General features: G+C 47.1%; 14 protein-coding genes. 13 read left to right on the top strand and 1 reads right to left on the bottom strand.

Annotated features, from left to right (window positions below; genetic code table 11):
* Positions 1 to 102: 102 nt before the first annotated feature.
* Complete coding sequence (locus AC1DE7_RS11450; RefSeq protein ID WP_338706438.1) at positions 103 to 972, bottom strand: YitT family protein; 870 nt, start codon at positions 970 to 972, stop codon at positions 103 to 105.
* Positions 973 to 1143: 171 nt separating this feature from the next.
* On the opposite strand from AC1DE7_RS11450, the gene AC1DE7_RS11445 reads away from it, so the two are divergent.
* The 13 genes from AC1DE7_RS11445 (at position 1144) to dinG (ending at position 13901) form a co-directional block, all read left to right on the top strand.
* Positions 1144 to 1473: a nucleotide pyrophosphohydrolase gene (locus AC1DE7_RS11445; protein ID WP_017687732.1), complete on the top strand. Its 330-nt coding sequence runs from the start codon at positions 1144 to 1146 to the stop codon at positions 1471 to 1473.
* 50 nt (positions 1474 to 1523) lie between these two features.
* The gene (locus tag AC1DE7_RS11440; RefSeq protein ID WP_017687733.1) at positions 1524 to 2048 is read left to right on the top strand and encodes a tetratricopeptide repeat protein; all 525 of its coding nucleotides are present in this window, start codon (positions 1524 to 1526) and stop codon (positions 2046 to 2048) included.
* Positions 2049 to 2128: 80 nt separating this feature from the next.
* Positions 2129 to 2932, top strand: a complete 804-nt coding sequence (dapB, locus tag AC1DE7_RS11435; protein ID WP_036607633.1) for a 4-hydroxy-tetrahydrodipicolinate reductase — start codon at positions 2129 to 2131, stop codon at positions 2930 to 2932.
* An 11-nt stretch (positions 2933 to 2943) separates the two neighbouring features.
* Positions 2944 to 3384 (top strand): methylglyoxal synthase, encoded by a 441-nt coding sequence (mgsA, locus tag AC1DE7_RS11430; protein WP_017687735.1) that lies wholly within the window; start codon positions 2944 to 2946, stop codon positions 3382 to 3384.
* Entirely contained in the window at positions 3381 to 4079 is a 699-nt protein-coding gene (bshB1, locus tag AC1DE7_RS11425) for a bacillithiol biosynthesis deacetylase BshB1 (RefSeq protein ID WP_036672011.1), read from the top strand. The genes mgsA and bshB1 overlap by 4 nt, the downstream gene beginning before the upstream one ends.
* A 99-nt stretch (positions 4080 to 4178) precedes the next feature.
* The gene (bshA, locus tag AC1DE7_RS11420) at positions 4179 to 5339 is read left to right on the top strand and encodes an N-acetyl-alpha-D-glucosaminyl L-malate synthase BshA (protein ID WP_036672009.1); all 1161 of its coding nucleotides are present in this window, start codon (positions 4179 to 4181) and stop codon (positions 5337 to 5339) included.
* A 62-nt stretch (positions 5340 to 5401) separates the two neighbouring features.
* Complete coding sequence (locus AC1DE7_RS11415; protein ID WP_477534397.1) at positions 5402 to 6700, top strand: CCA tRNA nucleotidyltransferase; 1299 nt, start codon at positions 5402 to 5404, stop codon at positions 6698 to 6700.
* Positions 6687 to 7664, top strand: coding sequence for a biotin--[acetyl-CoA-carboxylase] ligase (locus AC1DE7_RS11410; protein WP_477534396.1), 978 nt, complete (start codon positions 6687 to 6689; stop codon positions 7662 to 7664). The genes AC1DE7_RS11415 and AC1DE7_RS11410 overlap by 14 nt, the downstream gene beginning before the upstream one ends.
* Positions 7665 to 8008: 344 nt before the next feature.
* Entirely contained in the window at positions 8009 to 8887 is an 879-nt protein-coding gene (gene panB / locus AC1DE7_RS11405; RefSeq protein ID WP_477534395.1) for a 3-methyl-2-oxobutanoate hydroxymethyltransferase, read from the top strand.
* Positions 8884 to 9780, top strand: coding sequence for a pantoate--beta-alanine ligase (gene panC / locus AC1DE7_RS11400; RefSeq protein ID WP_477534394.1), 897 nt, complete (start codon positions 8884 to 8886; stop codon positions 9778 to 9780). The genes panB and panC overlap by 4 nt, the downstream gene beginning before the upstream one ends.
* Positions 9773 to 10156 (top strand): aspartate 1-decarboxylase, encoded by a 384-nt coding sequence (gene panD, locus AC1DE7_RS11395; RefSeq protein WP_017687742.1) that lies wholly within the window; start codon positions 9773 to 9775, stop codon positions 10154 to 10156. Before panC ends, panD begins: the two co-directional genes overlap by 8 nt.
* Positions 10157 to 10273: 117 nt before the next feature.
* Complete coding sequence (locus AC1DE7_RS11390) at positions 10274 to 10897, top strand: tetratricopeptide repeat protein (RefSeq protein ID WP_306068488.1); 624 nt, start codon at positions 10274 to 10276, stop codon at positions 10895 to 10897.
* A gap of 142 nt (positions 10898 to 11039) precedes the next feature.
* Positions 11040 to 13901, top strand: a complete 2862-nt coding sequence (dinG, locus tag AC1DE7_RS11385; protein ID WP_282320926.1) for an ATP-dependent DNA helicase DinG — start codon at positions 11040 to 11042, stop codon at positions 13899 to 13901.
* Positions 13902 to 13947 lie beyond the last annotated feature (46 nt).

Below are 13947 nucleotides of genomic sequence, written 5' to 3'. Positions count from 1 at the left end.
TGGTCTATAAGTGGTATATAAAAAAAGACCTCTTTCCGCATGAATAGCCACGCTAACGGCTCTTCATGTAAAAAGAGGTTTTCTTGTAGTTTCTGTGTTATATCAGCTTTCTTTGAAACCTTCGCCATGTACATCGTGAACATCGCTGATGATGACAAAAGCTCTCGGGTCAATGGAACGTACAATGGTCTGCAGTCGCCTGAACTCTTGCCTGGAGATCACGCAGTAGGCCATGTGTTTGGCCTGTTTAGAGTACGCGCCAATGGCTGGAATGAGGGTGACACCACGATCCATATCCCGTGTGATCTGGTCCGCAATCTCGGGTGCATGGTCACTAATGATCATAAATGCTCGGGCAGAATATGCACCTTCCTGAATAAAGTCGATGACTTTGGAGGCGATGAATACAGCTACAAGCGTGTACAGAATTTTTTCTTTGGGGATGTAGATGAGAGAGAGCCCGATAATGACAAAGTCGATGCCCAGTAATACTCGGCCCATGCTCCATCCATACTTGCGGTTGAGAATACGGGCAATGATGTCTGAACCGCCCGTCGTTCCGCCCCAACGGAATACAATGCCAAGGCCGGCTCCAAGGGTGACACCTGCATATAGGGCTGCGAGCAGGAGGTCATTCTCGGTATGTAATGGTTCAATCCAGCCCATATGAATCAACTTCTCAAACAACCATAGAAAAACGGTCAGTGCCCCGATTCCGATACCCGTATAGATCATCTGTCTGCCGCCCAAAATTTTGAGCCCAATCAGAAAGAGGGGAACATTCAGAATCAAGGTTGTAAGTGAAGGTGAGATGCCAAAAGCGTAATTGATCAGCACTGTAACCCCGGTGAGGCCACCTTCCATAAGCTGGTTGGGGATAATGAAATAGAGGAGCCCAAAGGCATATAAGGCTGTACCCAGTACGATGGGAAGAACCAGTTTAACTTGTATCCAGGTTTTGGCAGTGCTCATAAGATCCCTCGCTGTAGATAAATTAGAATGAAGAAGCAATCATTCCCATCTAGTATACCTGTTTATTGATTCTTTAAAAATGATTTGTCGCTGATGATGGTGGAAGTGAATCTAAATAACTGATATTATTAGGAACAAATAAGACATCATTTCAAAGGAGAATCCGTTCTCATGGAGAAAAGCATCGCAGAAATGCAACGTGAGGTTGATCAGTATATCTCCCAGTTCAAGGAGGGGTATTTCAGTCCTCTGGCCATGTTGGCCCGGATGTCTGAAGAGGTTGGGGAGCTCGCCAGGGAAGTGAATCATGAATTCGGCGAGAAGCCGAAGAAATCTTCCGAAGCAGCCAATTCCATTGAACTTGAGCTTGGAGATATTTTATTTATCACGATTTGTTTTGCGAACTCACTGGGAATTGATCTGGCTGAGGCGCACGATAAAGTCATGCATAAATTTAACACCCGCGATGCCAATCGGTGGACTCCCAAAAACACCGATTAGGCGTAGATTACATATGCTGTACCATCACCCGATCGGGGAGGGTCAGCTTAATGATGAAACCGGAAGAATATATGCAGCAGGCTTACCGCTGTATATTGCAAAATGATTTTGAGCAGGCGATTCGTTGGTTCGAGTCAGCCATTCACGCTCATCCAAAACATGCGGAGTTATATTATCGCTGTTCCATTACACACGCCCGCAGCAAACATCTGGTTCCAGCGCTTGAATATGCGCGCAAGTCGGTTGAACTGTCGCCAGGAACAGAAGAGTATATTTTGCATCTGCAGACGTTGGAAGCAAAACAATTGACCTCCAGAGCGAAGTTGCTGTTGGAGCAGGCGGGTATTGCAACACAGGAGCGCTATGTGGAAGCGTCTACGCTTCTGCAAGAAGCGGTCAAACTTGATCCGCTCTCAGTGGAAGCTCATGTTATGCTTGCGCTGGCTTACAGTGATTTGAATGAATTTGACTATGCAATTCAGGCGCTACGTGAGGCAATTTTGCTGGATCCGCAGAATGGGCAACTGCATCAGATGTTACAGGAAATCAAGCAACGTATGAAATCCATTCAATAAGAATTCATTTTGCAAAGATTTCTTTCGAGTTGAAATGGATTCTACGATATGATCCAACATAGTGAGGAGATGCAGTCAATATGAGTGAAGTAATCAGAGTTGCCGTGATCGGAGCGGCTGGCCGTATGGGCCGTGAAGTTGTGAAATTGGTACTTCAGGACCCGGAATTGGAGCTTGCAGCGGCTGTCAACCGCTCCGGAGCAGGCACGGATGCAGGAACCCTTGTTGGTTTGCCAGAGTGTGGGGTGCTGGTGACTGATGATATCGAAATGGCTTTTGCCGAAACAAAACCTCAGGTTATGGTTGATTTTACAGTACCACAATTTGCGTTTGCACATACTGAGATCGCGATCCGTCATGGAGTCAGACCTGTCATGGGTGTTACTGGCTTCACGCCGGAGCAGATCGAACAGTTGGACAAGCAGTGCCAGGACAAAGGAATTGGAGGGCTTATTGCCCCTAACTTCTCGATTGGTGCCATTTTGATGATGCGATTCGCAGCACAGGCTGCCAAACATATGCCAAATGTGGAGATCATCGAATATCACGGAGATCAGAAGCTGGATGCTCCTTCCGGAACTGCGATCAAAACAGCGGAACTGATTGCTGCCAATCGGGAAGAACTTCGTCAAGGTAATCCGAATGAAGAAGAAACGATTGAAGGATCACGCGGCGGGTATTACAATGGTTTCCGAATTCACAGTGTACGATTGCCTGGTGTATTCGCGCAGCAGGAAGTTGTTTTCGGAGACTATGGACAGTCACTAAAAATTCGGCATGACTCCTACGAGCGCGCAGGTTATATGCCTGGTGTTAAGATTGGTGTGCAAAAGGTTATGGAGTATACAGGTATGATCTACGGATTTGACCACTTTATCGACTAAAGGAGATTGTCATGTTGAAAATAGCATTTATCGCCCATGATCGTAAAAAAGAAGAGATGGTTAACTTCGTGACGGCATATGAGCCTGTTTTTACGGACCATCAATTATATTCTACAGGAACAACAGGCCTTCGTATTATGGAAGGAACGTCTCTGAAGATTCACCGATTCGAATCAGGCCCATTGGGCGGAGATCAGCAGATTGGAGCTTTGGTTGCGCAAAATGAGATGGATCTGATTATTTTCTTGCGAGATCCATTGATGGCACAACCTCACGAGCCGGATATTAATGCGTTGCTGCGTCTTTGTGATGTGCAGGGAATTCCACTTGCCACCAATATCGCAACTGCTGAGATTCTGGTTAAGGCTCTGGATCGTGGCGATTTTGCCTGGAGAGAGCTGGTACATAAGTACAAGCCGGAGGCTGGATTGAATTCGGGTGATTCCGAATGAGTCTGGATATTCTCATCTTTGGAGCACATGCAGACGATGCGGAGATTGGTATGGGTGGAACGATTGCCAAACATACCGCTGCTGGCTTGAAAGTAGGCGTGTGTGATCTGACTCGTGCTGAGATGTCTTCCAACGGAACAGTAGAGCGCAGAACCGAGGAAGCGGAGCAAGCCTCCCGCGTCCTCGGTCTTTCGTGTCGAACGAATCTGGGGCTTCCTGATCGTGGCTTGTATCTTACGCCTGAACATGTACAGGCGGTGACGGCTGAGATACGACGTCATGCCCCTCGGATGGTGTTTGCTCCGTATTGGGAAGATCGTCATCCGGATCATGTCAATTGCAGTAAGCTTGTGCAGGAGGCTGTATTTAACGCTAAGCTTCGCAACTATATGCCTGACATGCCTGCCTTGCAGGTGAAGGAACTTTATTTTTACTTTATTAATGACATCGGACCTACGGATTTGATTGTCGATATTACGGAACACTATGAGCAAAAAGAAGCATCACTACTCTCTTATCGTTCCCAATTCGAACTGGGAGACGGAGCGGTCTCAACGCCATTGAATCAAGGGTATATTGATCGTGTAAGAGCCCGCGATTCCTTGCTCGGACAACGCAGTCTCATCCCGTTTGCAGAAGGTTTTGCTACAATTACACCTTACGTGGTTCATCAATTTGGCTCGGGTGCCCAATAAGCGATTTCACATTTTACGTTTAATGAAACGAAGGGTTTCATTATTCCATTGCATTATATCAACCTGCATGAAGCGGGAGATCAAAGGAGCGTCCACAGGATGGATAAAAAGCTAAAAATCGGCATCACCTGTTATCCGTCCCTCGGCGGGTCTGGCGTTGTCGCAACGGAACTGGGCAAATTACTTGCCGAACAGGGGCATCAGGTTCATTTTATTGCCAACAGTATCCCGTTCAGACTGGGTACGTTCCAGAAAAATATTTTTTATCACGAAGTTGAAGTAAATGATTATTATGTTTTCCGTTACCCTCCGTATGACCTGTCACTGGCAACAAAGATGGCTCAGGTGGCTAAGTCACAGCAGCTAGATCTGCTGCATGTTCATTATGCCGTGCCACACGCAGTATGTGCCTTTCTGGCGAAACAAATGGTAGGGGACGGCCTTAAAGTGGTTACCACGTTACATGGAACGGATATTACGGTTCTGGCTCAGGATGAATCTCTGAAGGATCTGATCCGTCTAGCCATTAATGAAAGTGACGCGGTTACTGCCGTATCACAAGATTTGATTCGGGAAACGGTCGAACTGCTGGATATTCAGCGCCCAATCGATCTAACCTATAATTTTATTGATAAACGAATATATTATCCGAGGGATGCTGCCAGTCTGCGAAGAGACTTTGCTACGCCCGACGAAAAAATATTAATGCACATCTCCAATTTCCGACCGGTGAAAAGAACTCAGGATGTGGTAGAGGTCTTCCGTCAGGTACAGGAGCAGGTTCCTGCCAAACTGTTATTTGTTGGTGAAGGACCTGATTTGCCGAAGATGCAATGGAAAATTAATGATCTCGGGTTGAATGATAAAGTTCATTTCCTTGGCAAACAGGATGACATTGCTCAGGTCATTTCCATGGCAGACGTGTTGATGCTTCCATCGGAGAAGGAAAGTTTCGGCCTTGTGGCGCTCGAAGCAATGGCTTGTGGCGTACCCACGATCGGTTCACAGGCCGGAGGAATTCCGGAACTGGTCTTACATGGTAAAACGGGGTATTTATCCGCGATTGGGGATACACAATCCATGGCCGAGAACACCATCCGTTTATTGACGGACGATCGTTTGGCTGCTGAGTTCAGGGAAGCATGTCTTCAGCGCGCGCATCACGACTTTTGCAATGATGCTATTCGGCATGAATATGAACAGATATATTACCGGGTATTGGGAAGGGAAGTTCCGAATCTGAAGCCGGTTTGCGGTTAATCATTTCTTAGACGAAATCATACTGTGCATACCACAACAGGCAAGAGAAGAGGTGATATGTGGTGGTTCAATGGACACAGGTAGATCGTGAAATGGCAATGCAAAGTGAGAATGTACTCACAACATTAAACAAACATGGCTACAAGGCATATTGGGTAGGTGGTTGCGTTCGTGACGAATTGCTGGAACGTGTTGTGGACGATATGGATATCACGACATCTGCTTCTCCTGAGCAAGTCATGGAACTGTTTGACGATTGTATTCCTACAGGTTTACAACACGGTACGGTTACCGTTCGTTCAGGCGGTTATTACTTTGAAGTGACCACGTTTCGAACAGAATCCGAATATCAGGATAACCGCAGACCTGCTGCGGTTCAATTTGTTCAGGATATCAAGGAAGACTTACAGCGGCGTGACTTCACGATGAACGCTCTGGCTATGGACGTCACTGGGACAATCGTTGACCCATTCGGTGGACAGGCAGATATCAAGGAAGAGCGAGTCAGATGTGTGGGTTCTGCGATGGAACGATTTGGTGAAGATGCACTGCGGATGCTCCGCTGTGTCCGGTTTGCTTCGGTATTTGATTTCAAAATTGCCCATAACACGTGGAAGGGTCTTGTAAGGCAGAAAGACCTGCTTCAACATATAGCGATGGAACGGGTTCGCACCGAGATGGTAAAAATGATGTCGGGACCGCATCCTTTAAGAGGGTTGGAGCTGTTATACAGAAGTGATTCCCTTGCGCATATCAAAGCGCCGGTAAACTCGACCCGATTCAACAAGATGTTGTTATCCAATCTGGAACAATTGTCAGGTCAGCATGTGTTGCTCCGCTGGTCACTCATCCTGATTGCTGGCGGTTATAGCAAGGATGAAGCAGATGTATTATTACGTCAGTGGACATTTTCCAATGAACATCGTTCTCGTATAACAGGGGTCCTTCAGGTGGAACAGTTGATTCATAATTCCGTTCAGGAGCCTAAGGATACGGTCAGTCTCCGTTCCGATTGGATCGTTACTGTTTTGGCTTGTGGCGTTCAGGCAGCGGATGATTGGCTTCGAATACAGTCTACACTGCCAGCAGGATGGCGGAATCAGTCCGAACAGGCAGAAATGCAGGTTGTATTAGTACAAGAGCTTGCAGCCGAATGGAGTCAATCGATCCCTGTGCATGACTTGAAAGAGTTGGATATTACAGGGGAACAAGTGTTACAAATGGTGCAGCGCAAAGGCGGGCCTTGGCTGGGTCAACTGATGAAACATTTGTTACGAGAAACAGCCATTGGAACGATAGAGAATCAGCATGAAGCACTAAGTGCAGAAGTGAAGCGGGTGGTTCAAGATGACCAAACATGAAGATCTGTTACATATGTTATTAAATGCAGAAGGACGATTCGTATCGGGTGAAGAGATCAGCCGTAATCTGTCCATCAGTCGGACCGCTGTGTGGAAACATGTGAACAAGTTGCGAGACATGGGTTATGAGTTTGAAGCGGTATCCCGCAAAGGATACCGTCTGTTAACGAAGCCGGATAGCATTGACGCTACTGGCCTCCAATTGGCCCTGGATACAACCGTATTTGGCCGTAAGGCTGTTTTGTTGGCTTCGACCCGGTCTACGCAAGGGGATGTTCTCAAGCTAGCTGAGCAAGGGCAGGCAGAAGGCGCTGTGGTCATTGCGGAAGAACAAACAGGAGGAAGAGGACGTTTCGGTCGACAGTGGTTCTCTCCTCCGGGTAAAGGAATCTGGATGAGTGTCCTGTTACGCCCTGATCTACCACTTCAGCATACGCCGCAGCTAACTTTATTAACAGGAGTGGCTGTATGTCGTGCCGTTCGAGCTTGTTCAGGAGCTGATGCGGGCATCAAATGGCCAAATGATGTGTTGATTGACGGACGCAAGGTATGTGGCATATTGCTTGAATCTACGGTAGAAGATCATGAAGTCAGATACTGTATCGCAGGTATAGGCGTTGACGTGAACTTTGATCCCGAGGATTATCCGGAAGATCTGACCACAATCGCTACTTCGCTCAAGATGGAGACGGGTCAATCCGTTGATCGCACCAAACTAACGGCTGCCATTTTGACGGAGCTTGAACAGTTGTATTTTTTGTATCAAAAAGAAGGATTTGGCGTGATCTCAGCTCTATGGGAGGCCCTGTCCGTATCGATGAATCGAGAGATTACAGTGACGAATCCTCATGGTGTCATTGAAGGGAAGGCAATTGGTCTTGACCCTTCTGGTGCACTTATCGTGGAGAAGCACGATGGAGAACATATACTAATCATCTCTGGTGAGATTTCCTGGAAATCATAAACAATTTGTCGAATTTTCACTGGTAAAATGAACATAAGACGTGAAGTTTGAGCAGAACTTTGGTATACTGTGTTCGTGAGGCGATATCGGCTAATGCAGACCGAATTGCACTCCCGTAACAGTAACCTTTGTTCTGCTTTGATGTGTTTTATATAAGCAGACCGCAGTGCAAGAATGAAATACGTTTAAGTGAGTTGTTGGATTCTGCTCTGAGCCGAAGAGGACCGAGACAGAAGGGACGATCGCAAGTGACTCTTTTTTGACTTTTCGGGACGTTTTAGTGGAAAACTAAAAGGTTTTTTTGTTGCGTTTATTTGAAAAGAAGAAAGGAGCCATGAAAAAAAATGGCGAACAAACAAGCGTTGAATATTGTGAAAATGAAAAAATATAAGCAGGATGGCGTGCCGCTTACCATGATCACGGCTTACGATTATCCAACAGCGCTCCTAGCAGAGGAAGCAGGTATTGATCTGATCCTGGTTGGTGATTCACTCGGCAATGTAGTACTGGGTTATAATTCGACGCTTCCGGTGACCATCGACGACATGGTATACCACACACGTTCCGTAGTGCGCGGTGCTGAGAAGACATTTATTGTGGCTGATATGCCTTTTATGACCTATCATGGCAGCGTGGATGAGACGCTTAAGGGTGTCCGTCGACTGATGCAAGAGGGGCATGCCCATGCGGTTAAAATGGAAGGCGGAGTCGAGATAGCGGACACCGTCAGAGCAGTCGTGCAAGCAGGCGTGCCTGTTCTTGGACATATCGGACTGACACCTCAATCGGTTAATCAGATTGGTGGTTACCGCATTCAGGGCAAGGATGCAGTGGATGCGAAACGTCTGATGGACGAAGCCAAAGCCTTGGAAGCTGCAGGTGCGTTTGGCATTGTGCTTGAACTGGTTACGGAAGAAGTTGCACGGGCGATCTCGGAGGAACTGTCCATCCCTACCATCGGAATTGGAGCAGGACGAGGCTGTGATGGTCAGGTACTGGTATTCCACGATGTGGTTCAATACGCCTCTCCGTATACGCCCAAACGATTTGTCAAAACCTATGGAGATGTGGGTACATTAATCAGAACCAGCATCGAAGCTTACGTGAAAGAAGTGAAAGATCGTTCGTTCCCGGCCGAAGAGCATGTATTCAATGCGGCGGATGGTGTTCTGGATCAACTGTACGGCGGACAACGCAAGGAAAAGGTGGGGAGTAACTCATGAAAGTATTACGGACAATCGCAGAGTTAAGACAGGAACTAAGCTTGAAGCGTCAAGCGATTCGGTCCAGTGCGTCTGTTGTAGGTCTGGTACCAACAATGGGTTATCTTCATCAAGGTCATGCAAGCTTGATGCAGGCAGCCAGACAACAGAGCGATATCGTGGTATTAAGCATATTTGTTAATCCAATTCAATTTGGCCCTAATGAAGATTTTGACAGCTATCCGCGGGATGAAGCCAGAGATGTGGAAACAGCACGCTCACAAGGAGTGGATATCGTATTTATTCCCTCTGTTGAAGAGATGTATCCACAGGCAACGCAAACGACCGTATCTGTCTCAAAACTGACGGAGCGCTTATGTGGCGCTTCACGTCCAGGACATTTTGACGGGGTAACAACTGTAGTCTCCAAGCTCTTCAACATCGTACAGCCACAGCGTGCATTTTTTGGAATGAAAGACGCTCAGCAGGTTGCGGTCATTCAACAGATGGTGAATGATTTGAATATGCCCGTAGAAATTGTACCCTGTCCGATTGTTCGCGAAGAGGATGGCCTTGCCCTCAGTTCACGTAACGTCTACCTTAACCCAGAACAGCGCACACAGGCCTTGGTTCTATCGAAGGCACTACGTGCAACTCAGGAAGCCGCAGATACAGGTGTAGCTACTACAGCCGCAGATATCCGTCGTATTCTGCGCGAGCACATTGCAAACTCACCGCTTGCCGTTATCGACTACGCCGAGATTCAGGCTTTTCCAAGTCTGGAGCCGCTCACAGATCAGGAAGAAGTTCAAGGCCGTGACGATCTGCTCATTGCACTTGCGGTGAAATTCGGAAAAACAAGATTGATTGACAATATAAGGTTGCAAAAATCGGAGGTACTGTCCCATGTTTAGAACACTGATGAAATCCAAAATTCACCGGGCTACGGTAACGGAAGCCAACTTGAACTATGTGGGTAGTATTACCATAGATGAAGACTTGATGGAAACATCCGACTTGATGGAAAACGAGAAAGTGCAAATTGTGAACAACAACAATGGTGCACGTCTGGAAACATATGTGATTCCAGGACCACGCGGAAGCGGGGTCATATGTCTTAACGGCGCAGCTGCACGTCTGGTACAGCCTGGAGATAACGTCATTATCATTTCTTACGCCATGATGTCGCAAGAAGAGGCAAATACTCACAAACCAACCGTTGTATTTGTAGATGGACAGAATAAACCTGTACAAACGATGAAACAGGAAGTCCACGCAACAATTATGTAATTGACTGGTAAGGAGAATGAAATCGGCCCTTGAAGCAAAAAATGAGTACAGGTCACTGCACTAATCCATTTTTTCAAGGGTGGGGATGCATCGATGTTCCAGCATGTTTTCGCAGAAATGAACGACATGTTAGATGAAATTATCAAGAGCTATCCTTCCGCTGAAGGCCTGAACAAACAAGAATTGCTGCAAAAGTGGAACTTGCTTAAGCGGATGAGTGACGGAATGCTGGATGAATGGCTGATGTTTGAAGAAAAGATGAGCCAGGTGAGGGAGCGAGAGATGGATAAGCCTGCTTCCCTTGAACCGGAACAGGAAGCTGTTACCGCTCTGCCTGAACTCCATCTGGAATGTTTCAGTCGAGGTCAGGGTTATTTCAAATTACAGATGTATCCGCAGGCGATCATGCAATTCTCCCGGGTTGTGACCGACCATCCGGAGAGTGCATTAACTCGTTTTTACCTGGCGCTGGCGTATCTGAATCTGGAACAAATGGCGGAAGCCGGAACACATTTACAGCAGATCATGTACCTTAAAGGTTCACCTCGCTTGAAAGGGCTTGTGTGTAACGCCCTGGGCTGTATTCAAGTCAAGCTTGCGAATCCCGAAGCTGCATGTTCACTCTTTGCACAGGCCCTTCAGTATGACCCGACATTGACCGAACCACTGTACAACATGGAAGCTTGCAGGTTGAACAGGGGGAAATTGCAATATGCTAATCAGCTGACAACCCTTCATTAAGCGGGAATTCGGCGACAAAAAAACGGTGTTCCCTCCTTTGGCATAGCGGCGGGGACACCGCTTTTTTGTCAGTTAATTTTCAAATCCCCTTTTTTTTGCTATGCTGTAACATAGACTGGAATGGAAGGGACCGTACATTGCAATGAAATTTGCCGTATTGGATTTCGAAACAACCGGCACGCAGTCCGACGGTGAGATTATACAGGCCGGACTTGCCATCATAGATCATGACTACAGCATAACTCAAATATATAGTTCTTATGTGAACCCTGGTGTACCGATTCCCCCGTTTATTTCGGGGTTAACGGGTATTACCGATGAAGATGTGGCGGACGCTCCTTCACTCGAAGAGATGATGATGGAGATGGTTCCGCTACTTAATGATGTGGTGCTTGTCGGACACAACGTCGCTTTTGATTTTCACTTTTTGCAGAATGCTCTTGACCGTTGCGGTTATTTGCCGTTCACTGGCCGCATTCTGGACACGATTGATTTTCTGAAGATCACATTCCCATCTCTGGGTTCTTATCAACTCGGTTATGTGTCTTCCGAATTTGGATTTCAACATGATCGCCCTCACCAAGCAGACAGTGATGCACTGGCAACAGCCTATGTGCTGCTCAAGTGTCTGGATGAGTTAAAGGAATTACCGCTCATAACGATTCAGCGCCTCAGTGACCTGTTTGCACCAGAAGACAGTGACTTGGGCTGGTTCTTGGACGGGATGCGCAGTGAGAAGGAAGCAGAGCCGATTCAGGATCTGGACGGACATACCTATTATCGTCAGCTTGCTCTTAATGTAAGTGATTGGACCGATATTGGTGCACCACGCGATGAGCGGGAGGCTAACCCCCTCGATGGTGTAAGCTTCGAACAGTTTATGGACCAGGTTCGTGAGAACCTGAAGGATACGCTGGATCATTACGAAGAGCGTGAAGCGCAGACTCAGATGTTCAGCAGTGTAAGGCAAGCCCTGGATGAAGAGAAACATCTCTTGATCGAAGCTGGAACGGGTACCGGTAAATCTCTAGGGTATCTGTTGCCTGCTATTTACGAAAGTGTGAAGCAAGAACAGAAAGTTATGGTTAGCACGCATACGATCAATCTGCAGGAGCAATTGAGAGAGCGGGACATTCCGATGCTGACTCAAGTGGTTCCGTTCCCGTTTAAGGCTGCTGTATTCAAAGGACGTGGACATTACCTGTGCCTGCGCAAATTTGAACACAAAATCAATAAACGTGAATTCGCCACACCGAAAGAGGATTATTTCACAGCTGCTCAGATGATCGTCTGGCTTACGCAGACCGAAACCGGAGATGATGAGGAACTTAACCTTAGCGGACGCGGAGGGGACTTCTGGGAGACCGTACAGAGTGAATCCGAATCATGTCTGGGAAGATCCTGTCCATGGTTCCGTAAATGCTTCTACCATCGTGCCAAACATGAAGCAGGGTTGTCTGATATCGTAATCACCAATCACTCCAAATTATTTACGGATGTGAAAGCCGCGCATCAGCTGCTGCCAGCCTATGAGAGTCTTGTGATCGATGAGGCACATCATCTGGAGGATGTCGCTGGTAAACATCTTGGAATGCATATGAAATATTTCACCTTGGTTCATACACTGACCCGCCTATTTAAAGACAGTCGTAATGGTCAGCTACCTATGCTTCGTTCGCAGTTATCCGGGCATGAAAATTCGGTGCAATGGGGCTCCATGGTGGATCAGATGTTCCCGCTCGCTCTTGAAGTTAAGGAGCTGTGGGATCGTATGAGCGATGCCTTGTTTGGTCTCTTGCCTGAACGAAGTGATGCTTCACCGGGAGAGACGGGGCAATTTTCACTGCGTCTGAAAGCATCTCAGAAACCTGCAAAATGGCAGGAGTTGCAGGATCTGGAGAACCAGATCTATGTGACTCTGGGCGATTTGGTTCGCAAAGGGGACAAATTGCTGCTTGAAGTGAAAGAGGATCAGGATGATTATCAATCGGATAGTCTGATCACGGACATTACAGGACTGCTGAAAGATCTGACCACATTGAAGGAGAATCTACGTTTCTTCATGCGTATGGATGACGCCAAAACGGTGTACTGGATGGAAGCCAGCGGCCAATTCCGCAGCAAATCTCTCCAGCTGTATGCCGTACCTGTAGATGTGAGTGCACAACTTAAGGATTTATTTTTTGATAAAAAGAAAAGTGTTGTGCTTACATCGGCTACGCTTTCGGTAGATAAGTCATTCCAGTTCATGATTGAACAGCTTGGCTTGCAGGAAGCCGCCGAGAACAATCGGCTATTAACGTCGATGTTGCCATCACCTTTCAACTATCGCGATCAGGCACTTCTGGTGATTCCGCGTGATTTCCCAAGTGTGAAGGGAAGTGTGGGTGATGCGCACTTTGTTAATATGCTGGTGCAATCACTCGCAGAGACGGCAATTGCTACGCGTGGACGCATGATGGTTCTGTTTACTTCATACAAGATGTTGCGACAGGTCTATGATCCGCTGAAGGAGGCACTGTCTGGCAACGACATCTCGTTGCTTGGGCAAGGCGTTGACAGTGGAAGTCGTTCCAAATTGACTCGCAGGTTTCAAGATGCCAAAGCAACGGTACTTCTGGGCACAAGTAGCTTCTGGGAGGGTGTAGATATCCCGGGAGAGGCGTTAACTTGTCTCGCTATTGTGCGACTGCCTTTCCAGCCACCGAATCATCCGTTGGTGGAAGCCAAGAGTGAGTTGCTCCAGGAACAGAAGAAAAATCCGTTCATGAAACTGTCCGTGCCACAAGCGGTCATTCGTTTCAAGCAGGGATTTGGCCGATTGGTACGTACAGCAAAGGACAGAGGAATTGTCATTGTTTATGATACACGGGTGATTGAAGCGTATTATGGTAAATTCTTTTTGTATTCATTACCTGGTCCCAAAATGGAGCATATGCTCACGGAGCAAATGGTTCCACGAATTACTGAGTGGTTGGAAAAACCTGCTAATGAACAAAAATAATGGTTGTTTTGTTCGTTATATCATTGCATGACACTATCGTTTGGCG

Source organism: Paenibacillus sp. 10L310, assembly GCF_056395745.1.
This window is presented reverse-complemented; position numbering and strand designations above follow the sequence as displayed.